Source organism: Streptomyces sp. NPDC041968, assembly GCF_055589025.1.
The window spans coordinates 111,521-132,973 of the sequence record NZ_JBVJCB010000008.1; the positions used below are offsets into that span (position 1 = coordinate 111,521).

At 72.8% G+C, this 21,453-nt stretch carries 21 protein-coding genes and 1 tRNA gene; 11 read left to right on the forward strand and 11 right to left on the reverse strand.

The genetic code is table 11. The annotated features are described in order from the left end of the window. Window positions 1-47: 47 nt before the first annotated feature. Together ACZ6EG_RS20560 and ACZ6EG_RS20565 are read right to left on the reverse strand one after the other, a co-directional pair. Entirely contained in the window at window positions 48-1,445 is a 1,398-nt protein-coding gene (locus tag ACZ6EG_RS20560) for a GntP family permease (protein WP_356605998.1), read from the reverse strand. 87 nt (window positions 1,446-1,532) lie between these two features. Continuing rightward, window positions 1,533-2,060, reverse strand: coding sequence for a gluconokinase (locus ACZ6EG_RS20565; RefSeq protein ID WP_391970214.1), 528 nt, complete (start codon window positions 2,058-2,060; stop codon window positions 1,533-1,535). Window positions 2,061-2,197: 137 nt separating this feature from the next. Between ACZ6EG_RS20565 and ACZ6EG_RS20570 the strand changes: the two genes are divergently transcribed. After that, the gene (locus ACZ6EG_RS20570) at window positions 2,198-2,899 is read left to right on the forward strand and encodes a FadR/GntR family transcriptional regulator (RefSeq protein ID WP_383648634.1); all 702 of its coding nucleotides are present in this window, start codon (window positions 2,198-2,200) and stop codon (window positions 2,897-2,899) included. Between the two features lie 6 nt (window positions 2,900-2,905). On the opposite strand, the gene ACZ6EG_RS20575 is transcribed toward ACZ6EG_RS20570, so the two are convergent. Together ACZ6EG_RS20575 and ACZ6EG_RS20580 are read right to left on the reverse strand one after the other, a co-directional pair. Next, window positions 2,906-3,289: a YchJ family protein gene (locus ACZ6EG_RS20575; RefSeq protein ID WP_391970215.1), complete on the reverse strand. Its 384-nt coding sequence runs from the start codon at window positions 3,287-3,289 to the stop codon at window positions 2,906-2,908. Window positions 3,290-3,350: 61 nt separating this feature from the next. After that, a tRNA-Leu gene (locus tag ACZ6EG_RS20580) sits at window positions 3,351-3,438 on the reverse strand. Between the two features lie 173 nt (window positions 3,439-3,611). On the opposite strand from ACZ6EG_RS20580, the gene ACZ6EG_RS20585 reads away from it, so the two are divergent. The 3 genes from ACZ6EG_RS20585 (at window position 3,612) to ACZ6EG_RS20595 (ending at window position 6,260) form a co-directional block, all read left to right on the forward strand. Then, entirely contained in the window at window positions 3,612-4,937 is a 1,326-nt protein-coding gene (locus tag ACZ6EG_RS20585; protein WP_391970216.1) for a M20/M25/M40 family metallo-hydrolase, read from the forward strand. A 165-nt stretch (window positions 4,938-5,102) separates the two neighbouring features. Further along, a complete protein-coding gene (chpH, locus tag ACZ6EG_RS20590) occupies window positions 5,103-5,336 on the forward strand; it encodes a chaplin ChpH (protein WP_053128361.1) in 234 nt (77 codons plus the stop codon). Between the two features lie 168 nt (window positions 5,337-5,504). Next, entirely contained in the window at window positions 5,505-6,260 is a 756-nt protein-coding gene (locus ACZ6EG_RS20595; protein ID WP_469606383.1) for a chaplin, read from the forward strand. Between the two features lie 123 nt (window positions 6,261-6,383). On the opposite strand, the gene ACZ6EG_RS20600 is transcribed toward ACZ6EG_RS20595, so the two are convergent. Next, window positions 6,384-6,572: a DUF5703 family protein gene (locus ACZ6EG_RS20600; RefSeq protein ID WP_027758838.1), complete on the reverse strand. Its 189-nt coding sequence runs from the start codon at window positions 6,570-6,572 to the stop codon at window positions 6,384-6,386. Between the two features lie 47 nt (window positions 6,573-6,619). Here ACZ6EG_RS20600 and ACZ6EG_RS20605 point away from each other — a divergent pair, with 47 nt between their 5' ends. After that, window positions 6,620-7,405, forward strand: a complete 786-nt coding sequence (locus ACZ6EG_RS20605) for a hypothetical protein (protein WP_391970218.1) — start codon at window positions 6,620-6,622, stop codon at window positions 7,403-7,405. Window positions 7,406-7,505: 100 nt separating this feature from the next. Here the strand turns inward: ACZ6EG_RS20605 and ACZ6EG_RS20610 are convergent, their stop codons facing one another. Further along, window positions 7,506-10,022, reverse strand: a complete 2,517-nt coding sequence (locus ACZ6EG_RS20610; protein WP_469606388.1) for a helix-hairpin-helix domain-containing protein — start codon at window positions 10,020-10,022, stop codon at window positions 7,506-7,508. Continuing rightward, complete coding sequence (locus ACZ6EG_RS20615) at window positions 10,019-11,005, reverse strand: aldo/keto reductase (RefSeq protein ID WP_356605980.1); 987 nt, start codon at window positions 11,003-11,005, stop codon at window positions 10,019-10,021. Before ACZ6EG_RS20615 ends, ACZ6EG_RS20610 begins: the two co-directional genes overlap by 4 nt. Window positions 11,006-11,117: 112 nt before the next feature. Between ACZ6EG_RS20615 and ACZ6EG_RS20620 the strand changes: the two genes are divergently transcribed. Continuing rightward, window positions 11,118-12,176: an LLM class F420-dependent oxidoreductase gene (locus ACZ6EG_RS20620; RefSeq protein ID WP_356605978.1), complete on the forward strand. Its 1,059-nt coding sequence runs from the start codon at window positions 11,118-11,120 to the stop codon at window positions 12,174-12,176. Between the two features lie 276 nt (window positions 12,177-12,452). Then, window positions 12,453-13,241, forward strand: a complete 789-nt coding sequence (locus ACZ6EG_RS20625; protein WP_469606393.1) for a ferritin-like domain-containing protein — start codon at window positions 12,453-12,455, stop codon at window positions 13,239-13,241. 22 nt (window positions 13,242-13,263) lie between these two features. Here ACZ6EG_RS20625 and corA read toward each other — a convergent pair whose 3' ends face one another. Further along, a complete protein-coding gene (gene corA, locus ACZ6EG_RS20630; protein ID WP_391970221.1) occupies window positions 13,264-14,259 on the reverse strand; it encodes a magnesium/cobalt transporter CorA in 996 nt (331 codons plus the stop codon). A gap of 61 nt (window positions 14,260-14,320) precedes the next feature. Here corA and ACZ6EG_RS20635 point away from each other — a divergent pair, with 61 nt between their 5' ends. The 4 genes from ACZ6EG_RS20635 to mshC all read left to right on the forward strand — a co-directional run bounded on the left by ACZ6EG_RS20635 (window position 14,321) and on the right by mshC (window position 17,812). Continuing rightward, on the forward strand, window positions 14,321-15,007 hold the full coding sequence (locus ACZ6EG_RS20635; protein WP_391970222.1) for a histidine phosphatase family protein: 687 nt from the start codon (window positions 14,321-14,323) through the stop codon (window positions 15,005-15,007). Between the two features lie 84 nt (window positions 15,008-15,091). Further along, the gene (locus ACZ6EG_RS20640; protein ID WP_053128347.1) at window positions 15,092-15,682 is read left to right on the forward strand and encodes a DUF3090 domain-containing protein; all 591 of its coding nucleotides are present in this window, start codon (window positions 15,092-15,094) and stop codon (window positions 15,680-15,682) included. After that, window positions 15,646-16,476, forward strand: a complete 831-nt coding sequence (locus ACZ6EG_RS20645; RefSeq protein ID WP_391970223.1) for an SCO1664 family protein — start codon at window positions 15,646-15,648, stop codon at window positions 16,474-16,476. The genes ACZ6EG_RS20640 and ACZ6EG_RS20645 overlap by 37 nt, the downstream gene beginning before the upstream one ends. Before the next feature lie 106 nt (window positions 16,477-16,582). Further along, window positions 16,583-17,812 (forward strand): cysteine--1-D-myo-inosityl 2-amino-2-deoxy-alpha-D-glucopyranoside ligase, encoded by a 1,230-nt coding sequence (mshC, locus tag ACZ6EG_RS20650; protein WP_391970224.1) that lies wholly within the window; start codon window positions 16,583-16,585, stop codon window positions 17,810-17,812. A gap of 70 nt (window positions 17,813-17,882) precedes the next feature. On the opposite strand, the gene parJ is transcribed toward mshC, so the two are convergent. The 3 genes from parJ to ACZ6EG_RS20665 all read right to left on the reverse strand — a co-directional run bounded on the left by parJ (window position 17,883) and on the right by ACZ6EG_RS20665 (window position 21,442). Next, window positions 17,883-18,866 (reverse strand): filament polymerization regulator ParJ, encoded by a 984-nt coding sequence (parJ, locus tag ACZ6EG_RS20655; protein ID WP_356605965.1) that lies wholly within the window; start codon window positions 18,864-18,866, stop codon window positions 17,883-17,885. Window positions 18,867-19,030: 164 nt separating this feature from the next. Beyond that, the gene (locus ACZ6EG_RS20660) at window positions 19,031-19,702 is read right to left on the reverse strand and encodes a FadR/GntR family transcriptional regulator (protein ID WP_469606400.1); all 672 of its coding nucleotides are present in this window, start codon (window positions 19,700-19,702) and stop codon (window positions 19,031-19,033) included. Window positions 19,703-19,825: 123 nt separating this feature from the next. Further along, window positions 19,826-21,442 (reverse strand): glycerol-3-phosphate dehydrogenase/oxidase, encoded by a 1,617-nt coding sequence (locus tag ACZ6EG_RS20665; RefSeq protein ID WP_469606402.1) that lies wholly within the window; start codon window positions 21,440-21,442, stop codon window positions 19,826-19,828. Window positions 21,443-21,453: the final 11 nt, after the last annotated feature.

A 21,453-nucleotide genomic window follows, 5' to 3' on the forward strand; every position in this document is an offset into this window, starting at 1 on the left:
GGGATCGGGGAACGGCCGCTCTCTCCGCCGGCTTCGGGCCGGCGGCGCTAGATGATCAGGGACAACAGCAGGACCAGGGCACCGGCGACCACCGAGATGATCGTCTCCATGACGGACCAGGTCTTGATGGTCTGGCCGACGTTCAGGCCGAAGTACTCCTTCACCAGCCAGAAGCCGGCGTCGTTGACATGGCTGAAGAAGAGCGAGCCGGCGCCGATGGCCAGAACCAGCAGGGCCGCGTGCGTGGTCGACATGTCGGCCGCCAGCGGTGCGACCAGACCGGCCGCCGAGACGGTCGCCACGGTCGCCGAACCGGTCGCCAGCCGGATCGCCACCGCGATCAGCCAGGCCAGCAGCAGCGCCGGGATGGACCAGTCCTCGGAGATCTCCAGGATCATCTGGCCGACGCCGGAGTCGATCAGCGTCTGCTTGAAGCCGCCGCCCGCGCCGACGATCAGCAGGATGCCCGCGATGGGCGCGAGGCCCTTCTCGACCAGCCCCGAGAGGCGGTCCTTGCCGAACCCGGCCGGGCGCAGCAGCGTGAAGATGCCGACGATCACGGACGCGAGCAGGGCGATCAGCGGGTTGCCGATCACGTCGAAGGTGCGCTGCACCAGGTTCTCCGGGTCGTCGACGATGATGTCGACGAGCGCCTTGGCCAGCATCAGCACGACCGGCAGCAGGATGGTGGCCAGCGTGGCGCCGAAACCGGGGCGCTTCTCCAGCTCCTCCGAGGCGCGCTGCGGGATCATGCGGTCGGGAGCGGGGACGTCCACCCAGCGGGCCGCGTACTTGGAGAAGACCGGCCCGGCGATGATCACCGTCGGGATGGCGACCAGGACGCCCAGCGCGAGGGTCACGCCGAGGTTGGCGCCCAGCGCGTCGATCGCGACCAGCGGACCGGGGTGCGGCGGCACCAGACCGTGCATGACGGACAGTCCGGCCAGGGCCGGGATGCCGATGCGCATCAGCGAGTAGTTGCCGCGCTTGGCGACCATCAGCACGACCGGGATCAGCAGGACTATGCCGACCTCGAAGAAGAGCGGCAGTCCGATGACGGAGGCGATGAGGACCATCGTCCACGGCATCGAACGCGGGCTCGCCTTGGCGAGGATGGTGTCGACGATCTGGTCGGCGCCGCCCGAGTCGGCGAGCATCTTGCCGAGGATCGCGCCGAGCGCGATCAGTACGCCGACGCCCGCGACGGTGGAGCCGAGCCCGGCGGTGAAGCTGGTGATGACCTTGTCCAGCGGGGCCCCGGCGAACGCGCCGAGGGCCAGCGACCCGATGGTCAGCGACAGGAAGGCATGCAGCTTGAACTTGGTGATGAGCAGGACGATGACGGCGATGCCCAGGAGCACGGCGATGCCCAGCTGGGCGTGGCCGGCCGAGGTGATGGGCTCGACGGTGTCCGCTGCCAGCATCTCGACGCTGAGTCTGGTCACGGTGGTTTCCTTGCGGTGATGGGGGTTCGGGGGCTCCGGGGCCGGGCCCGCGGGTGGCGGCACGACCCCGCGAAGGGGGGTGGGGGGTTACTGGACCGGCTCGGGAAGGTCCGTCAGGGCGGTCGCCGCCCGTTCGGTGATCTCCTCGGGGGAGCCGGCGACGTCCACCGCGACCCCCGCCTCGTCCGGCTCCAGCGGCTGGAGCGTGGCGAACTGGGAGTCGAGCAGGGCCGTCGGCATGAAGTGCCCCTGGCGGTGCGACATCCGGTCCTCGATCAGCTCGCGGCTGCCCGTGAGGTGCACGAAGACGACCCCGGGAGCGGCGGCCCGCAGCCGGTCGCGGTACGACCGCTTCAGCGCCGAGCTGCTCACCACGCCGCCGAGTCCCGCCCGCCCGTGCGCCCAGCCGCCGATGGCGTCCAGCCAGGGCCACCGGTCCTCGTCGGTGAGCGGGGTGCCGGCCGTCATCTTGGCGATGTTGGCCGGCGGATGGAAGTCGTCGCCCTCGGCGTAGGGAACGCCGAGCCGGGCCGCGAGCAGGGGACCGATCGTGGTCTTCCCGGTGCCCGCTACGCCCATGACCACGACGACATGGGGGGTGTGCAGTGGCTGCATCGCACTCTCGCTGTCTGCTGTCTTCGTCGACACGTGATGTCGACGCAACTGAAACCCATTAGGTACGACAAATTCAAGAGCCTGTGACATATAAGTCTGACTTTTTGTTCCCGTGATCTGCCCCGTACGCTGAGTGCATGAGCACACCGGGCCGGGGGCTGCACGGCCGCGTACTGGACACCCTCGGCCCCGCGATCACAGCGGGCGAATACCCTGCGGGCAGCGTTTTGCGCACGGACGAGCTGGCCCAGCGTTTCGAGGTGTCGCGCTCGGTGATGCGCGAGGCGGTCCGCGTACTGGAGTCCATGCACCTCGTGGAGTCGCGCCGCCGCGTGGGCGTGACCGTCCTGCCCGAGTGCGAGTGGAACGTCTACGACCCGCAGGTCATCCGCTGGCGCCTGGCCGGCTCCGAGCGCCCGCGGCAGCTGCGCTCCCTCACCGTGCTGCGCTCGGCGGTCGAGCCGGTGGCGGCGGGGCTGACGGCACGCCTCGCCACGCCCGAGCAGTGCGCCGAGCTGACCGAGTGCGCGCTCGGCATGGTCGCGAACTCGAGCGGTCACCGGCTGGAGCAGTACCTCTTCCACGACGTGGCCTTCCACCGCGTCATCCTGACCGCCTCCGGCAACGAGATGTTCGCGCGTCTCGGCGGTGTCGTCGCCGAGGTCCTGGCGGGCCGCACCCACCACGACGTGATGTTCGAGGACCCCGACCCGGCCGCCGTCACCCTGCACGTCCAGGTCGCCGAGGCGGTGCGCGCCCGGGACGCGGAGCGCGCGGAGCGGCTGACCCGGGAGATCACGGTGGGGGCGCTTCAGGAGCTGGACATCCTGGCGCCCTGACGCGGACTACTCCGAAAACTCCCCGTCCACGTACACCCACGCCCCGTCGACCCGCTCGAACCGGCTGCGCTCGTGCAGCGACCCACCGCGGTAGGACGCCCGGAAGGTCACGGTCCCGGCGGAGTGGAAGGCGGACCCGTCGGTGGTGGCGAGGATCTCCAGTCCGGCCCACCGTGTACCCGGGTCGAGATCGAGCCGCTCGGGTCGCGTCCGGGGATGCCAGGTCCGCAGCAGGTAACCCGCGTCCAGCCGGACGAAGGCGCTGTAGCGCGAGCGCATCAGGGCCTCGGCGGTCGGCGCGGAGGCGGCACCCGAGTGGAAGCGGCCGCAGCACTTCTCGTACGGACCGGGCAGCCCGCACGGGCAGGAGGGGGTGGTCATGGCGGCCATTGTGCCTGGTCGGAGCGGGCTCCGGAAAAGCAGAAGACCCCTGACGAGCAGGGGTCTTCACTGGTGTCCGAGGGGGGACTTGAACCCCCACGCCCGATAAAGGGCACTAGCACCTCAAGCTAGCGCGTCTGCCATTCCGCCACCCGGACAAGGTGTCTGTCGTGCGGGGTGTTGCCCGCGGCGACGACGTAAACATTACCAGGCTTTCCGGGGTGGCCGATCACCCCCTCCTTGGGCCCGGACGGTCCGGGGAGGAGGATGAGAGGGACCCACCGGCAGGGAAACCAGCAGGGACACCAGCAGTGACAGCGGGAGGAACCACGTGAGCGACTCGGGCACGGCCAGCAGCGTCACCGGCGAGGACGAGGTCGTCGACCTCTGCCGCGAGCTGATCCGGATCGACACCAGCAACTACGGGGACCACTCGGGCCCGGGCGAGCGCAAGGCGGCCGAGTGGGTCGCCGAGAAGCTCGCCGAGGTCGGACTCGAACCGCAGATCTTCGAGTCCCACCCCGGACGCGCGTCCACGGTGGCCCGGATCGAGGGCGAGGACCCGTCCAGGCCCGCGCTGCTCATCCACGGCCACACCGACGTCGTCCCGGCCAACGCGGACGACTGGACCCACCACCCCTTCTCCGGCGAGATCGCGGACGGGTGCGTGTGGGGGCGCGGCGCGGTCGACATGAAGGACATGGACGCGATGACCCTGGCGGTCGTCCGCGACCGGCTGCGCAGCGGGCGCAGGCCGCCGCGCGACATCGTGCTGGCGTTCCTCGCGGACGAGGAGGCCGGCGGAACGTACGGCGCCCGATACCTCGTCGACCGGCACCCCGGCCTCTTCGAGGGCGTCACCGAGGCGATCAGCGAGGTGGGCGGCTTCTCCTTCACCGTGAGCGAGCAGCGCCGCCTCTACCTGATCCAGACGGCCGAGAAGGGCATGCACTGGATGAAGCTGACCGTGGCCGGCACCGCCGGGCACGGCTCGATGATCCACCGCGACAACGCCATCACCGAGCTGTCGGAGGCCGTCGCACGCCTCGGCCGCCACCAGTTCCCCGTCCGCGTCACCAAGACCACCCGGGCCTTCCTCGACGAACTGGGCGACGCGCTCGGCACCGAGCTGGACCCGGAGAACATGGAGGGAACCCTCGCCAAGCTCGGCGGTATCGCCAAGCTCATCGGCGCGACCCTGAGCAACACCGCCAACCCGACGCAGTTGGGCGCGGGTTACAAGGTCAACGTCATCCCCGGTGAGGCCACCGCGCACGTCGACGGCCGGTTCCTGCCCGGCCACGAGGAGGAGTTCCTCGCCGACCTCGACCGGATCCTCGGCCCGAAGGTGCGGCGCGAGGACGTGCACGCCGACAAGGCCGTCGAGACCACCTTCGACGGCGCGCTCGTCGACGCCATGCAGTCCGCGCTGCTCGCCGAGGACCCGGCCGCCAAGGCGATCCCGTACATGCTCTCCGGCGGCACGGACGCGAAGTCCTTCGACGACCTCGGCATCCGGGGCTTCGGCTTCGCGCCGCTGAAGCTGCCGCCGGAGCTGGACTTCGCGGGCATGTTCCACGGGGTGGACGAGCGGGTGCCGGTGGAGGGACTGCAGTTCGGGGTGCGGGTGCTCGACCGTTTCATCGACGCGTCCTGAATCGCCCGGAGAAACGCGTCTTCCGCACACGGCGCTATTCGGCCGCGCGTGCGGGAGGCGCCCGGGACGGGTGAATGCGCTCATAAGCTCGTAGCCTCATTACTCCCTCCTCGTTACAGGTGATGCGATCAGCAACCTGGATCGCTTTGCCAACTAGGAGGAACAATGTTCAAGAAGGTCGTCGCCGCCGCGGCTGCCACCGGTGGTCTGGTTCTCGCGGGCGCCGGCATGGCCGTCGCCGACTCCGGTGCCCAGGGTGCCGCTGTGCACTCGCCCGGCGTCCTCTCCGGCAACGTCGTTCAGGTGCCCGTCCACGTGCCGGTGAACGTCTGCGGCAACACGATCTCCGTGATCGGTCTGCTGAACCCCGCCTTCGGCAACGTCTGCATCAACAAGTGACGTTGTGCCTCGCCCCCTGAGGGTCTGAGTCCGTCGGCCCCGGAGCGCGCGCCACGCGCTCCGGGGCCGACGGACTGTGCGGCCTTCGAGGGCGTGGGAACGACGGCAACGTGGGAATTCTCGGCATTCCCGTATCCACGGGACCAGGGCAAGGCAGGGATTCAGGAAATGCGACAGGTCACCCGCAAGGGCCTGATGACGATGGCGGCGGCCACCGGCGTGATCGCCGCCGCGGGCGGCACCGCCCACGCGGACTCGGGCGCGCACGGAGCGAGTTCGGGGTCGCCCGGCGTACTGTCCGGCAACACGGTGCAGGCACCGGTGCACGTGCCGGTGAACGTCTGCGGCAACACGGTCGACGTCGTGGGCGTCCTCAACCCGGCGATGGGCAACTCGTGCGCCAACCAGGGCGGCGGTGCGTCCGGCGGGTACGGGGACCACGGCGGCTACGGGGACCAGGGCGGCTCGCACGGCGGCTCGCACGCGGGCGGGCACGCCACCGATTCGCCCGGCGTCGGCTCCGGGAACCACATCCAGGCGCCGGTCCACGTGCCGGTGAACGTCTGCGGCAACAGCCTCTCCGTCATCGGTGTCCTCAATCCGACCACCGGCAACGACTGCGGCAACGGGGGCTCGGGTGACCCGGGCGACCCTGGTGAGCCGGGTAACCCTGGCGATCCCGGTGACCCTGGTGATCCGGGTAACCCTGGTGACCCCGGAAACCCGGGCACCCCCGGAAACCCTGGTGACCCAGGCACCCCCGGAAACCCCGGAAACCCCGGCACTCCGCCCGGCCCGGGCCACGAGACGCCGGGTGGTTCCCCCGGCGGCAACCAGCCGGGTGCCCAGGCCGTCGCGCAGCCCCGGGGCGACGCGCGGCTCGCCGGCACGGTGCTCTACCGCAAGGCGCGCGCCTCGGCGTGACGCGGGCCGCAGGAGCGGCACGCCGAGCGGGCCCCGCACCAGCGGGGCCCGCTCCGTTTCCGTCACCGCGGAGTCCGCCACCGCGGTCCGCGCCACTCCGTCCGGTCGAGCCGGTCACCCGGCTCACCAGGTGGCGCGCACCTGGCGGATGATCCGCCGCCGCAACCGCACCCTGCGGCTGCCGTCGCGCAGCAGGCTCAGGCGGTAGAGCTCCCAGTGTCCGTACTCGGCGTGGTCCGTCAGCAGACGCGTCGTCTCCTTGCGGGAGACCCCGCGTGGCACGTACACGTCGACAAATTCGTATTCCGGCATCGCATCTATTGTGCGGGCTGGGGTCCGGTACGGATAGCGTCTGCACTATGTCTGATGCTGCGCAGCCCACCGCTGCCGAGGTACGCGCCGCCGCCGAGGCGGTCAAGACCGCGCTCGACCGCCACCTGGCCGCGGTCGAACGCCGGTCGGGGGAGGACGACCCGGCCGTCTACGACGCGTTCAACCAGCTGGCCGCGGCCGCGGAGGCGTACGACGAACTGCTCTACGACCGTTACGACGAGGTCACCCCCTTCGAGATCCCCGACGCGGAGGACTCGCTGCCCCCGTACACGGGGCCCGAGGAGCCGAACGCGGTGAGCGTCCTGATCCGCCGTGACTACGCCGTGGCCGAGCCGCAGCGGCTGATGGCCCAGGCCCGTCGGATCGAGGCGGCGGACGACGAGGGCGCGGGGGTGGCGGCCTCGGGCACGGTGCACGGGGCGCTCGGTCTGCTGTTCGGCGAGTTCGAGCCGGACGAGATCGCCTCCCGGCACAAGGAGTTCGGCCTGGAGGAGGGCGACTCCACGCTCTGGGTGACGGCCGCGGAGGAGACCCCCGACCCCGGCGAGTGGCTGGAGGCCCCGTTCGAGCAGGTCGACGCTCAGCACGTGGTCTGCCGCTTCGACGTCAGCGCGGTGTTCGACGAGGAGTTCGACGACGGCATGGACGACGGCGTCGACGAGGACGCGGACGAGGACGGCGCCGACCTGGAGGGCCTGGAGGAGGACCTCGACCTGGACGAGGACCTGGACCCCGACCTGGACGCGGACGAGGACCTGGAGCCCCTCCGGGGCCGGGACGGCGAACCCGCGCGGCTGGATTCGGACCGCTGAACGGCGCGAGCCGCGGGACGGCATGACGGCGGCGGCCGCGGGGACATCCCCGTGGCCGCCGTCGCCCACGTCAGAGCCGGCCGGGTGCCCGGCCGGACGCTCAGTCGGCCACCGGGACCTGCGGCGCGAGCAGCACCGGCAGCCGGGTCGTGCGCGGCTTCGCGGGAACCTCGGCGACGGCCCGCGGCAGCGCCTGCTCCACGCCGTGCACCACGGACAGATGACGCGCGGCCCGGCCGAACGCCGTGTACACCCAGGGACGGCTGAGAGCCTGCGCGGCGTCCCCGGGCAGTACCACGACCACCGCCGGCCACCGGCCGCCCACCGCCTGGTGAGCGGTCAGCGCCCAGCCATGGCGTACGGACTGCTCCACCCGCTCCCTCGGTACGACGACGGCCTCGTCGGCGCAGGTCAGGTGCAGTCCGTCGGCGTCCGCCCGCACCACCCGGCCCGGCAGCACACGGCCGGGCGCGGGGGAGTAGGCGACGCGGTCGCCGGAGTCGAAGCCGCCGAAGCGCCCGGGCCCCGGGTTCAGCCGCTGCTTCAGTGCCGCGTTGAGCGCCCGTGTGCCCGCCGCGCCGCCGTGGCCCGGCGTGATCACCTGGGTCTCCTCGGCGGGAACGCCGAGCGCGCGCGGCACCGAGTCGGCCACGAGCTGGACGGTGCGGTGGACGGCCTCGCCGGCGTCGCGCACCGGCACGATCACGACCTCCTTCCCGGGCGACTCCACCTGGCCCAGCTCGCCGATCCCGATGCCGGAGACCAGCTCGCCGAGCGGGCCGGGGTCCGGGCGCCGCGAGGCGACCCGGGGGCAGATCCGCGCCGCCAGCAGGTCCGCGAAGACCCGCCCGGGCCCCGCTGACCACAGCACCCCCGGGTCACCTGACAGCACCAGCCGGGCACCGTCCGGCAGCGACTCCGCCAGCAGGGCGCCCGCCTCGACGTCGAGCTGCGGCGCGTCGAGCACGACGAGCAGATCGAGGTCCAGCGCGCCGTCCGCGTCGCGTCCCGGCCCCTCCGCCCCGGTGAGCAGCCCGCTCACGGTGACGACGGCCCGCTCGGCCGCACCGGGACCGGCCGGGACGGAGCCGTCGGAGGCGGCGGGATCCGGTGCGGTGGAGGCCGGTGCGGTGGGGTCCTGGGAGGGCGGCCCGCCTGCCCGGTGGGCCGCCAGGGCGGCGAAGCGGTCTCGGCCCAGCGGCCCGTGCGCGGCGGCCCAGGCACGCAGGCCCAGGGCGTGCGCCGCGTGCAGCAGGGCGGCCGGTTCGGTCAGGGACGCCTCCCCGCCGGTGTGCAGGACCAGCCCGTGGTCCGCGACGGCTCGGATCAGCTCGGCCGCGGAACCCGGCGCGCCGGCGGCGGCCCGCTCCCAGTCGGCCGCCGAACCGTCCTGCTTCGGGGGCGAGTTGACCAGCCGGGCCAGACCGTCGGCCAGACTCTCCTCGGCGAGGGCGTAGCGCTCCAGACCGATCAGGACCCGGACCGGGTGGCCCTCACCCTCATCGGCCCCGTCCGTCCCGTCCGCCTCGTCCGTCCCCTCCGTCCCGCCCGGTGCGGGCTGGGGGTGGGTGCCGGTCTGCTCCAGGGCGTCCTGGAAGGCGAGCGCCTCACCCTCGGCCAGCGTGCTCTGCACGGCGGCGTCGGGGTCCGGCACGCCCCGCTGGGCCAGGGTCGCGGTGAGCCGCGGCAGCTCCAGGGCCGTGTGCCCGGCCAGCGCCGCCTGCTCCAGCAGCCACACGGTGACCGCACGGCCGCGCCGCTCGTCGTCCGGGCGGCACTCCGCGCCGAGCAGCGCCCGGGCGAACCCGTCGGCCTGCTCGGGCCGGACCCCGCCGACCCTCAGCAACTGCCACGGGTCCGCGCGCAGCGCCTCCTCCGCCGCCTCGCCGAGGAGCGCGGCGGTCTGCGGCGCGAGCGCCTCGGGGGCGCCGCCCTCGGTCAGGACGCGCCGGACGGCCTCGACGGCTTCCGGCGCGGGCCCCGCCGGGCCGGCGGGCTCGGCCGGCGCCGGACGCGGTCGCCGCACCGGCTCCTGGGCGGTCCGGCGCGGGGCGGGGGCGGGATCTTCGAAGACCGTGGCCGTCGGCTTCTCGCCGCTCTCCACGGCGCGCACGGCGGCCAGCAGGTCGGCCGCCGTGCCGCTGAGCTTGCCCCCGGCGGCGATCGTCCCCTGCCGTTCGGCCTTGCGCCGCTCGATCCGCTCCCGCTCCAGGCGCTGCGCGGCCAGCTCGGCCTCGGCCTCGGAGAGCCGATCCGCTACACCGGCACCGCCGGCGTCCGCCCCGTCCGGCTCCCCGGTTCCCTCGCCGCCGGGACCGTCGGCTGCCGAGGCGGTCGTCCCGGCCTCCGCCGCGCGGGCCGGATCTCCCGAGCCCTCGTCACTCGCGTCCGTCCCGGTGGCCGGGGCGGACGAACCGCCGTCACCCGCGGCCGCCGGCCCGGCGTCGTCCGCGCCCTCGCCTTCCGGCGGTCCGGCGGCCGCCTCGGCCCGGCCGTCGGCCGCCGCTGCGCCCTCGGCGGCGTCCGGCTCCGCCCCGGGCGTGGTGCCCTGGGCCCCCGGCCCGGCGTCCACGGCTTCCGCGGTGTCCTCAGAGGCGGACTCGGGCTCCGTGCTCACAGCGTGCTCCAGTCGTGATCGGGATAGCGGTGCACCGGCGCCGACACGTCGTCCAGCGCCCGGCAGATCTCGTCAGGAAGACTAAGGGTCTCCACTGACAGCGCCGCCGTGAGCTGCCGCGCGTTGCGCGCGCCGACGATCGGGGCGACCACGCCGGGCCGGTCCCGGACCCAGGCCAGTGCCACCTGGAGCGGCGTCACCGCGAGCCCGTCCGCCGCCGTCGCCACCGCGTCCACGATGTGACCGGCCGCCTCGTCGAGGTACGGCGCGACGAACGGGGCCAGGTGGTCCGAGGCGCCCCGCGAGTCCGGCGGCGTGGCGTCCTTGCGGTACTTGCCGGTGAGGACCCCGCGTCCCAGCGGAGAGGAGGGCAGCAGACCAATGCCCAGGTCCAGGGCGGCCGGCAGCACCTCGCGCTCGATGCCCCGCTGGAGCAGCGAGTACTCCATCTGCGTGCTCGCCAGCCGGTTGCGCACGCCCGGCGCCGCCAGCTGCCAGGTCGCCGCCTTGGCCAGCTGCCAGCCGCAGAAGTTCGAGACGCCCGCGTACCGGGCCCTGCCGCTGCTCACCGCCACGTCGAGGGCGTGCAGCGTCTCCTCCAGCGGGGTGTGCGGATCGAAGGCGTGCAGATGCCACACGTCGACGTGGTCCGTGCCGAGACGGGCCAGCGAGGCGTCCAGCGCCGAGAGCAGATGGGCACGCGAACCGTCGAAACGGCGGTCGGGGTCCGGCACGCTGCCCGCCTTGGTGGAGATCACCAGGTCCCGGCGCGGCACGAGGCCCTCCATCAACCGGCCGAGCAGGTACTCCGCCTCCCCGTCGCCGTACACGTCCGCCGTGTCGACGAGGGTCCCGCCCGCCTCCCAGAAGGTCTTCAAGAGGTCGGCCGCGTCATGCTCGTCGGTGTCCCGGCCCCAGGTCAGGGTGCCGAGACCGATACGGGACACGCGCAGGCCCGTGCGGCCGAGATGCCTCTGCTCCATGGACGGCGACATTACTGGCCACGGCTTGCGCTGTGGGGGCCTGTGGACAACCGAATTCCCGCGCTATGGTCGGGGCGCACACAACGTTACTGATCGGTAAGGGGAATCGGCCATGCAGCTCGGGATCAACCTCGGCTACTGGGGTGCCGGAATGGACGCGGACAACCTGGCCGTCGCCCAGGAGGCCGACCGGCTCGGCTACGCCGTCTGCTGGGCCGCCGAGGCCTACGGCTCCGACGCGGCCACCGTGCTCACCTGGGTCGCCGCCCAGACCGAGCGCATCGACGTCGGCTCGGCCATCTTCCAGATCCCGGCCCGCCAGCCCGCGATGACCGCGATGACGGCCGCCACCCTGGACTCCCTCTCCCAGGGGCGCTTCCGCCTCGGCCTCGGCGTCTCCGGCCCCCAGGTCTCCGAGGGCTGGTACGGCGTCAAGTTCGACAAGCCGCTCGCCCGCACCCGCGAGTACGTGGAGATCGTGCGCAAGGCGATGACCCGCGAGCGCCTGTCGTACGAGGGGCAGCACTGGACGCTGCCGCTGCCGGGCGGCCCCGGCAAGCCGATCAAGCTGACCGTGCACCCGCAGCGCGAGCACATCCCGCTGTACATCGCCGCCATCGGCCCGAAGAACCTGGAACAGACCGGCGAGATCGCCGACGGCGCCCTGTTGATCTTCCCGTCCGCCGATCACCTGGAGGACACCGCGATCCGGCACCTGCGCGCCGGCCGTGAGAAGGCGGGGAAGACCCTCGACGGCTTCGACGTCTGCCCGACCGTGCCGCTCGCCCTCGGCGAGGACAAGGACGTCGCCGCACTCGCCGACACCTTCCGCCCCTACACCGCGCTCTACGTCGGCGGCATGGGCAGCCGCAAGCAGAACTTCTACAACCAGCTCGCCCAGCGCATGGGCTACGAGCGGGAGGCCGCCGAGATCCAGGACAAGTACCTGGCCGGCGACAAGCAGGGAGCCGCCGCGGCCGTACCGCACGACCTGATCGACCAGACGACCCTGCTCGGCTCCGTCGACCGCATCGCGGACCGGATGAAGGCCTACGCCGCCGCCGGCGTCACCACGCTGACCCTCGCGCCCGCGGGCTTCACCCTGGACGAGCGGATCGCCTCGCTCCGCGCCGGTACGGAGGCCCTGGACCGCGCCGGGCTGGCTCAGTAGCCGTACCGCCCAGCCCCGCGATCCGGTCCACCGGAGAGGGGTCTGGGGCTTGCTGTGGAATCTGCGGCCGTGGTGGGGGCTCGGGGGTCTTCCCCGCCACGGCCGTCACGGGGATCAACGCGCCCGCGCCCGTGTGGTTACGCCTTCTCCCGTCCCCGGCCCTCCCTCGTTCGGCGCAGTTGTCCGCCGCACCTGTTGCCGCGCCCCGCCACCCGCACTTGACTCGTGCCCTGCGGAGTCCGCGGAACCGCGGCAGAGGCAGGAGAGGGGCCAACGATGCTTTCGGCCAGGAGTCTGTTCCAGGAGATCCTCGACAACGACGAGTCGTTCCGTCTCTTCTGCTCGATCGCGGCCAGCGGTGAGTCGCAGGGCGGCTGGGAGAACGCGCGCATCGCCGCGCTGGTGCCGGAGAGCGAGCGCGCCCTCGCCCCCAAGATCACCCGGCACGGCGCCGACGAGGACAAACACGGCCGGATCTTCGGCGCCCTGCTGAAGAAGCGCGGGCTGGATCCCGTCGAAGTGCCTCCCGAGACCGACTACACCATGCTCCTGGAGCGGCACGGCATCGGCCTCGCCCACGAGAAGCTCAAGGCCGACCAGCCGCTCACGGTGCGGGACATCATCACCTACCTCGCGCACAGCAGGGTCACCGAGCAGCGCGCGGCCGAGCAGATGGCGATGCTCCTCAAGTACTTCGGGGACCACCCGGAGCTGGGCCGCGCCGTCCGGATGATCTCGGCCGACGAGGACAACCACCTCGCCTACTCCCACGAGGAACTGCTGCGCTACGCGGCCGCCGGACACGGCCGGTACATCCAGCGGACGCTCCGCGAGTGCGCCCTCGCGGAGATCCGGGTCCACCGGGACGTCAGCCTCGCCGTGATGGCCCGCATGGGGCGCCTCCTCGGGTGGTCGCGCCCCCGGTCCGCGATGCTCGCGGCGGGCATCCACGCCGCGTACGCCTACGAGCGGCTGGCCGGCTGGCGCCGCATGGTGACGCTGCGCACCCCCGCTCGCCGCGACGCGCTCGGCGGGCCGGGGGCCGTGGCCCCGGAGGTGGCCTGACGGGCCGGACCCGCCCTCCGCGCTACAGCCAGCCCCGGCTCTTGAACGTCCGGTAGAGCAGCACCTCCAGGACGGCCATCACCACGATCACCGCCGGATAGCCCCACTCCCAGCGCAGCTCCGGCATGTGCTCGAAGTTCATGCCGTACACCCCCGCGACCATCGTCGGGACCGCCGCCATGGCCGCCCACGCGGAGATCTTCCGCATGTCGTCGTTCTGCCGGACGCTCGTCTGCGCCAGGTGCGCCGACAGGATGTCCGAGACCAGCCGGTCCAGACCCTCCACCGACTCGTTCACCCGCGTGAGGTGGTCGCTCACGTCCCGGAAGAACGGCCGTGCCTTCTCGTTGACGAACGGCACCCCGGCGCCGGCCGCCCCCGTCCCGGACAGCCGGGCCAGGGGCGGTGCCAGCGGACCGGTCGCCCGCCGGAACTCCAGGATCTGCCGCTTGAAGTTGTAGATCCGGGACGCGGTGTGGCGCGAGCCGCCGCCGTCCGGCGAGAAGACCTCCGCCTCCAGCTCCTCCAGGTCGTTCTGCAGCTCGACGGCCACGTCCAGGTAGTGGTCGACGGCGGCGTCCGCCACCGCGTACAGGACCGCGGTGGGGCCCTTGCCGAGCAGCTCCGGCTCCTGCTCCAGGCGCCGGCGCACGGCCTTCAGCGGGGCGCCCTCGCCGTGCCGGACGACGACCACGAAGGCGTCGCCCATGAAGAGCATGAGTTCACCGGCGGACACGGCGTCGCTCGCCGCGTCGTAGACCACCGGCTTCAGGACGGCGAAGAGCGAGTCCTCGTACACCTCCAGCTTGGGCCGCTGATGCGCCTTCAGGGCGTCCTCCACCGCCAGCGGATGCAGTCCGAACTCCTGGGTGACCAGGTCGAACTCCTCCTCCGTCGGTTCGTGCAGCCCGATCCAGACGAAGCCGCCCGCGGCGCGCGCCTCGCCGACCGCGTCGGAGAAGTCCTCGGGCCCGTCCGCGCGGTGCCCGTCCCGGTAGATGGCACAGTCGACGATCACCGAACGCATTCTCCCTTCGCCCCGGCGCCCTCGTGCCGCGCCGTACGCCTACCCTGGCCGCATGCCCACGCTGATCCTGGTTAGGCACGGACGTTCCACCGCCAACACCGAGGGGCTCCTCGCCGGCTGGACGCCCGGCGTCGCCCTCGACGAACGCGGCGCCGCACAGGCCGCCGCCCTGCCCGAGCGGCTCGCAGCCCTGCCGCTCTCCGAGATCGTCGCCAGCCCGCTCCAGCGCTGCCAGGAGACGGTCCGGCCCCTGCTCGACGCCCGGCCCGGACTGCGGGCGCACACCGACGAGCGGATCGGGGAGTGCCACTACGGCGACTGGTCCGGCCGCAAACTGGCCGAGCTGAAGGACGAGCCCCTGATGGAGGTGGTGCAGGCGCACCCGTCCGCCGCCGCGTTCCCCGGCGGCGAGTCGATGCGCGCGATGCAGACCCGCGCCGCCGAGGCGGTGCGCGAGTGGAACGCGCGCGTGGAGCGCGACCACGGTCCCGACGCCGTCTACCTCATGTGCTCCCACGGCGACATCATCAAGTCCCTCGTCGCGGAGGCACTCGGCCTGCATCTCGACCTCTTCCAGCGGATCTCCGTCGAGCCCTGCTCCGTCACCGCGATCCGCTACACCCGGCTGCGCCCGTTCCTGGTGCGCCTCGGCGACACCGGTGACCTCGCCTCCCTGGCCCCGCGGCAGGAGCCGCCGGGCGACGAGGCCACGGTCGGTGGTGGTGCGGGCGCACCGTGATCGTCGGCCGCAGTAGGGTGAGGCGATCGCAGCAGTGACCGACTCGGTCATTCCGCTTCTTACGACTTCTCATGGAGACAGGACGTGTCCCGTCAGGTGTTCCTCTACGACCAACCGGAACGTTTCGTGGCCGGCACGGTCGGGCTGCCCGGGCGCCGTACGTTCTTCCTCCAGGCCACCGCGGGCTCCCGGGTGACCAGCGTGGCCCTGGAGAAGACCCAGGTCGCCGCTCTCGCCGAGCGCATGGACGAACTCCTCGACGAGGTCGTGCGGCGCAGCGGCGGCAGCACCGCCGTCCCCGCCGTGGCGCCCACGGAACCCGCCGACACCGCCCCGCTGGACACTCCGGTGGAGGAGGAGTTCCGGGTCGGCACCATGGCGCTCGCCTGGGACGGCGAGGACCAGCGCATGATCGTCGAGGCCCAGGCCCTCGTCGAGCTGGACGCCGAGTCCGAGGAGGACCTGGCGGAGGCCGAGGAACGGCTCCTCCAGGACGAGGAGAACGGCCCGCCGATGCTCCGGGTCCGCCTCACCGGCGCGCAGGCCAGGGCCTTCGCCAAGCGCGCCCTCGACGTCGTCAACGCCGGGCGGCCGCCGTGCCCGCTGTGCAGCCTCCCGCTCGACCCGGAAGGACACGTATGTCCGCGCCAGAACGGATACCGCCGCGGAGCGTGACCACCGACGCCGCGGCCGCCGAGCTGCTCGCCCGGGGCGAGCTGACCGTGCGCGGACGCATCCGTGACGCCTCCAACGCGGCCCTGTACTGCACGGTGACGCACGAGGGGCGCGAGGCGGCCTGCATCTACAAGCCGGTGGCCGGCGAGCGGCCCCTGTGGGACTTCCCCGACGGCACCCTCGCCCAGCGCGAGGTCGCCGCCTACGAGGTCGCCGAGGCGACCGGCTGGGGCCTCGTACCGCCCACCGTGCTGCGCGAGGGGCCGTACGGTGAGGGCATGGTCCAGCTGTGGATCGAGGCCGTGCCGGAGACGGAGCTGCTCGCCCTGGTGGACGCCGAGGAGCCCGGCCCCGGCTGGAAGGCCGTCGGCCTCGCCCAGGTCGACGAGGGCCGCACCGCGCTGCTGGTGCACGCCGACGACGAACGCCTGCGCCGGCTCGCCGTCCTGGACGCCGTACTCAACAACGCCGACCGCAAGGGCGGCCACCTGCTGCCCGCGGCCGGCGAGCGGCTGTACGGCATCGACCACGGGGTCACCTTCCACGCCGAGAACAAGCTGCGCACCCTCCTGTGGGGCTGGGCGGGCGACCCGCTCACCGGGGAGGCCCTGACGGTCCTGGACGCCCTTCGCGAGGCGCTGAAGGACGGCGGCACCCTGGCCGGCCGGCTCGCCGCGCTGATCACCCCCGCCGAGCTCGACGCCACGCGCGCGCGGGTCGACGCCCTGCTGGCCTCCGGGCGGCACCCCGAGCCCAGCGGGGAGTGGCCGGCCATCCCCTGGCCGCCGGTCTAGTGCTCCCGGGGGCTGCACACCGGCGCGCGTCGCGCAAGAGCGCCTTACCGGCCGTCCGGCCCGGTCCGGTTCGTGCACGCAACATCAGTCCGGTTACGCTCATGACATGCATGCCTGGCCCGCTTCCGAGGTCCCCGCCCTGCCTGGTCAGGGCCGCGACCTGAGGATCCACGACACCGCGACCGGAGGCCTGGTCACCCTCGACCCCGGTCCCGTCGCCCGCCTCTACGTCTGCGGCATCACGCCGTACGACGCCACCCACATGGGACACGCGGCGACCTACAACGCGTTCGACCTCGTGCAGCGCGTGTGGCTCGACAACAAGCGGCAGGTTCACTACGTCCAGAACGTCACCGACGTCGACGACCCGCTCCTGGAGCGTGCCGTGCGGGACGGTGTCGACTGGACCGCCCTCGCCGAGCAGGAGACCGCCCTCTTCCGCGAGGACATGACGGCGCTGCGGATGCTGCCGCCGCGGCACTACATAGGTGCCGTCGAGGCCATACCCGGCATCGTCCCGCTCGTCGAGCGGCTGCGGGATCTCGGCGCCGCCTACGAACTCGAGGGCGACACCTACTTCTCCGTCGAGGCGGACCCGCACTTCGGCGGGGTCTCCCACCTGGACGCGGCCGCCATGCGGCTGCTCTCCGCCGAGCGGGGCGGCGACCCGGACCGGCCGGGCAAGAAGAACCCCCTCGACCCCATGCTGTGGATGGCCGCCCGCGAGGGCGAGCCCAGCTGGGACGGCGCCTCGCTCGGCCGCGGACGGCCCGGCTGGCACATCGAGTGCGTGGCCATCGCCCTCGACCACCTCGGCATGGGCTTCGACGTCCAGGGCGGCGGCTCCGACCTCGCCTTCCCGCACCACGAGATGGGCGCCTCGCACGCGCAGGCGCTCACCGGCGAGTTCCCGATGGCCAAGGCGTACGTCCACGCCGGCATGGTCGCTCTCGACGGCGAGAAGATGTCGAAGTCCAAGGGCAACCTGGTCTTCGTGTCGAAGCTGCGGCACGAGGGCGTCGACCCGGCCGCGATCCGGCTGACGCTGCTCGCCCACCACTACCGGTCGGACTGGGAGTGGACCGACCAGGTGCTGCCGGACGCCGTGGACCGCCTGGAGCGCTGGCGCGCCGCCGTCTCCCGGCCCGACGGCCCGCCCGCCGACGCCCTCGTCGAGGAGATCCGCGCGGCTCTCGCCGACGACCTGGACTCCCCGGCCGCACTGGAGGCCGTCGACCGCTGGGCCGCGCTCCAGCGGGAGAGCGGCGGCACGGACATCGGGGCACCCGGTGTCGTCTCCCGGGCCGTCGACGCGCTGCTCGGCGTCGCCCTGTAGGGCCCGCCCCGCGTGCGGCAGGGGGCGCTTCCCGCGGGAAGCGCCCCCTGCCGCACGTCTGCGCGTCGACTCAGTCCTCCGAGGACTCCTCGTCGTCGCCGCTCGTCTTCGGCGGTCTCGGCGGACGGGCCCGCCCGCTCGGGTTGTCCCGGAGGAACGGTGTCTGGGGCGTGCCGTCGCCGCCGTCCGCCGTGGCGTGGCCGCCCGGTCCGGAGCCGTCCCGGCGGCGCAGGTACCGCTCGAACTCGCGGGCGATCGCCTCACCCGACGCCTCCGGCAGCTCCGCGGTGTCCCGGGCCTCCTCCAGCGACTGGACGTACTCGGCGACCTCGCTGTCCTCGGCGGCGAGCTGGTCCACGCCCGTCTGCCAGGCACGCGCGTCCTCGGGCAGCTCGCCCAGCGGCACACGCACGCCGATCAGGTCCTCCAGCCGGTTCAGCAGGGCCAGCGTGGCCTTCGGGTTGGGCGGCTGCGACACGTAGTGCGGCACCGCCGCCCACAGGGACACGGCCGGTACGCCCGCGTGGGTGCAGGCCTCCTGGAGGATGCCGACGATGCCCGTGGGCCCTTCGTACTTGGTCTCCTCCAGGTCCATGCGCCGGGCCAGGTCGGCGTCCGACGTGGTCCCGCTGATCGGGACCGGACGCGTGTGCGGGGTGTCGCCCAGCAGGGCGCCCAGGACGACCACCAGCTCGACGCCCAGCTCATGGGCGAAGCCGAGCAGTTCGTTGCAGAACGAGCGCCAGCGCATGGACGGTTCGATCCCGCGGACCAGGACGAGGTCGCGCGGTGTGTCGCCGCCGACGCGGACCACCGAGAGCCGGGTCGTCGGCCAGGTGATCTTGCGGACGCCGTCCTCCATGAACACCGTGGGCCGGTTGACCTGGAAGTCGTAGTAGTCCTCGGCGTCCAGCGCCGCGAACACCTCGCCCTTCCACTCCCGGTCGAGATGCGCGACCGCGGTGGAGGCGGCGTCACCTGCGTCGTTCCAGCCCTCGAACGCGGCCACCATGACCGGGTCGACCAGCTCGGGAACCCCCTCGAGCTCGATCACCCAGCGCCTCCTTCCGACGTGCCCTCGCGTACCCCACAACCTTACGGCGTGCCGAGGGGCCCTCCGCAGCCCCCTTGCGCGGGGCGGTGAACGGATCACTGCCCCGTTCCCGGCGCCCGGACACCCGCCGCGCCGCCGCGCCGCCGCACCACCGGCCAGGACGGTCAGAGACTGGCGCGCAGCCACTGCTCCACGGACGCGATGTGCACCGTCGCCCACGAACGCGCCGCCTCCGCGTCCCGGTCGCGCAGCGCGGCGAGGATCGCGCGGTGCTCGTGCAGGGTGCGTCCGACCGCGTCCTCCTGGGTGAGCCCGCGCCAGACCCGCGCCCGCGTGGTGGGACCGGACAGGCCGTCGAGGAGGGAGCACAGGACCGAGTTGCCCGACGCTCCGACGATGCTCCGGTGGAACTCGAGGTCGCAGGCGACCAGTTCCTCCACCGAGGGTTCGGTGCCCAGGGCGTCCAGCCGGGCGCTGAGGGCGTCCAGTTCCCGCTCACTGATCCGGGAGGCAGCCAGCGCGGTCGCGGCCGGCTCCAGCATGCGGCGCACGGCGAGGAACTCCAGCACCGTGTCGTCGCGGTGGAAGTCGACGACGAAGCTGAGGGCCTCCAGCAGGAGTTGCGGATCCAGACTGGTGACGTAGGTGCCGTCGCCCTGGCGCACGTCCAGGATCCGGATCAGGGAGAGCGCGCGCACGGCCTCGCGCAGGGAGTTGCGGGACAGGCCGAGGTCGGCGGCGAGCTCGCTCTCCCTGGGCAGCCGGTCGCCCGGTCGCAGCGCGCCGGAGACGATCATGTCCTTGATCTTCTCGATCGCCTCGTCGGTGACCGCCACGGCCGACCTCCCTGGGTCCGGGATGCCGCTCAGACATCCGATGTCTCAGGACATTATGGCGGTCCCGGGGCCCGCCGTCCGCCGCCCACCGGCCGGGGTGGCGGTGGGCGGCGGACGCGGGTCTCACTTCCCGTCGAGCAGGTCCTGGACCTTCGCGCGGACCTCGTCCGTGGCCAGGCCGCGGATCGTCAGCGTCGTCCGGCGGCGCAGCACGTCCTCCGGGGTCTGGGCCCACTCGTTGTCGCGCGCCCAGACGACCTGTGCCCAGATCTCCGGGGCGTCCGGGTGGACGCGGGCGGCCAGCTCCGGGTTCTCGTTGGCGAGCCGGGCGATGTCGAAGGCCAGCGAGCCGTAGTGCGTGGCCAGGTGCCTGGCGGTGTCCGCCGCCATCCGCGGACCGGGCGCCGGGTTGTCCACCAGCAGCCGGTGCGCGACGGCGCGCGGGTTGGCGACGCCGGGCAGCGGCAGCTTCTTCGGCAGCGAGGAGATCGGCTCGAAGTCGTCGCCGAGGGGGTGGCCCGGCAGCGCCTCCAGCTTCTTCATGACCGTACGGCCGATGTGGCGGAAGGTGGTCCACTTGCCGCCGGCGACGGACAGCATGCCGCCGCGGCCCTCGGTGACGACCGTCTCGCGCTTCGCCTTCGCGGTGTCACCGGGACCGCCCGGCAGCACCCGCAGACCCGCGAAGGAGTACGTGATCAGGTCCCGGTCGAGCTGCTGGTCGCGGATGGAGAACGCGGCCTCGTCGAGGATCTGGGCTATGTCCTTGTCGTTGACCGAGACGTCCCCCGGGTCGCCCTCGAACTCCTCGTCGGTCGTGCCGAGCAGCAGCATGTCCTCCCAGGGGAGGGCGAAGGTGATCCGGTACTTGTCGATCGGGGTCGCCAGCGCGGCCTTCCAGGGCGCGGTGCGCTTGAGGACCAGGTGCGCGCCCTTGGACAGGCGGATGGACGGGGCCGCGTCCGGGTCCTCCATCCGGCGCAGGTGGTCGACCCAGGGGCCGGTGGCGTTGAGCACGAGGCGGGCGTTCACCCCGAACTCGTCCCCGGTCATCCGGTCCTTCAGCTCGGCACCGGTCACCCGGCCCCGGGTGAACCGCAGGCCGGTCACCTCGGCGTGGTTGAGCACCACCGCGCCGGAGTCGACCGCCGCGCGGACGGTCATCAGGGCCATGCGGGCGTCGTTCATCTGGTCGTCGCCGTACACGGCCACGGCCTTGAGGTTGTCGGTGCGCAGCTCCGGCACGTCCTGCGCGGCCTTCGCCGGGGAGAGCAGGTGGCCGACGCCGTCTCCGAAGGCGGACAGCGCCGAGTACGCGAAGACGCCGGCCCCGAGCTTCGCCGCGCCGTGCGGCCCGCCCTTGTACACGGGGAGGTAGAAGGTGAGCGGGTTCGCCAGGTGGGGGGCGACCTGGCGGGAGACCGCACGGCGCTCGAAGTGGTTCTCCGCCACCAGCTTCACCGCGCCGGTCTGCAGGTAGCGCAGTCCGCCGTGGAGCAGCTTGGAGGAGGCTGAGGAGGTGGCGCCGGCGAAGTCGCCGGCGTCGACCACGGCCACCCTGAGGCCGGACTGCGCGGCGTGCCAGGCGGTGGAGATGCCGAGGATGCCGCCGCCGATCACGAGAAGGTCGTACGACGCCTTGGAGAGCTGCTCCCGGGTCTCGGCCCGGCTCGGATTGGAGCCGGAGGCCGAGTGCGTCCCCAGGGCAGGCACGGACTGCAGGGCGGGCTGAGTGGTCATTGCGGTCTTGC